This is a genomic window from Aphanothece microscopica RSMan92, assembly GCF_046613545.2.
Taxonomy (GTDB): domain Bacteria; phylum Cyanobacteriota; class Cyanobacteriia; order PCC-6307; family Cyanobiaceae; genus NIES-981.
Genome location: NZ_JBKKKY020000324.1, coordinates 1 through 645, shown reverse-complemented (window position 1 = coordinate 645; position 645 = coordinate 1). Strand labels below are relative to the sequence as shown.

Here is a 645-nt window from a genome sequence, read left to right as displayed (position 1 = left end):
CCCCTTAGCCGCCGAACTTCAGATCAAGCGACACCCCGACAATGCGGCGGGCTTCCGAGTTCGGGAACTGGGAATAGACGCCCGGCGCGCCCAGGACCGGCTGACCGATGATGTTGTTGACGAAATTCTCATCGCCAAGGTTCCGGCCGAACAGGCGAAGCCGCCAGGAGCCGCTCTCGGAGCCGATGCCCACTTCCGCGCCGATCAGGCCATAGGCTTCCTGACGCGCATTGGGGTCGCCTGCCGCGGAGAACGAGACCTCATCGCGCCAGGAATAGCTGATGCGGCCGGAAGCGACGAGGGCGCCCACCGGGCGCTCGTAGGCGGCCGACAGGTTCCAGGCGAGCTCTGGCGAGTTGGTCAGGGGATTGCCGTCCGCGGTGGTGACGAAATTGCCCCCCGGGGTCTGTGCGATGCACTGGCGGGGGCTGGTGCGCGGCGTGCCGAACGGCAATTGCGGCTGGCCGAGGAAGCAGGCGACGTTCTTGAAGTCTGTGTAGGTGGCGTCCACCCATGCGGCGTTACCCGAAAGCGTCAGCCCCTCCACCGGTTCAGACAGGAACTCCACCTCGAGGCCCTGGGTCTCCAGCTCGCCGGCGTTGGCCGTGATGAAGCGGGAAGGAAAGACGGTCTGGTCGAATACCT

The 645-nt window shown here is 65.9% G+C and carries 1 protein-coding gene; it reads right to left on the bottom strand.

Features of this window, described 5'->3' with window-relative positions; genetic code table 11:
* Positions 1-4 precede the first annotated feature (4 nt).
* On the bottom strand, positions 5-645 hold a 641-nt coding region (locus ACLD7X_RS17785), incomplete at its 5' end, for a TonB-dependent receptor domain-containing protein (protein WP_411425020.1).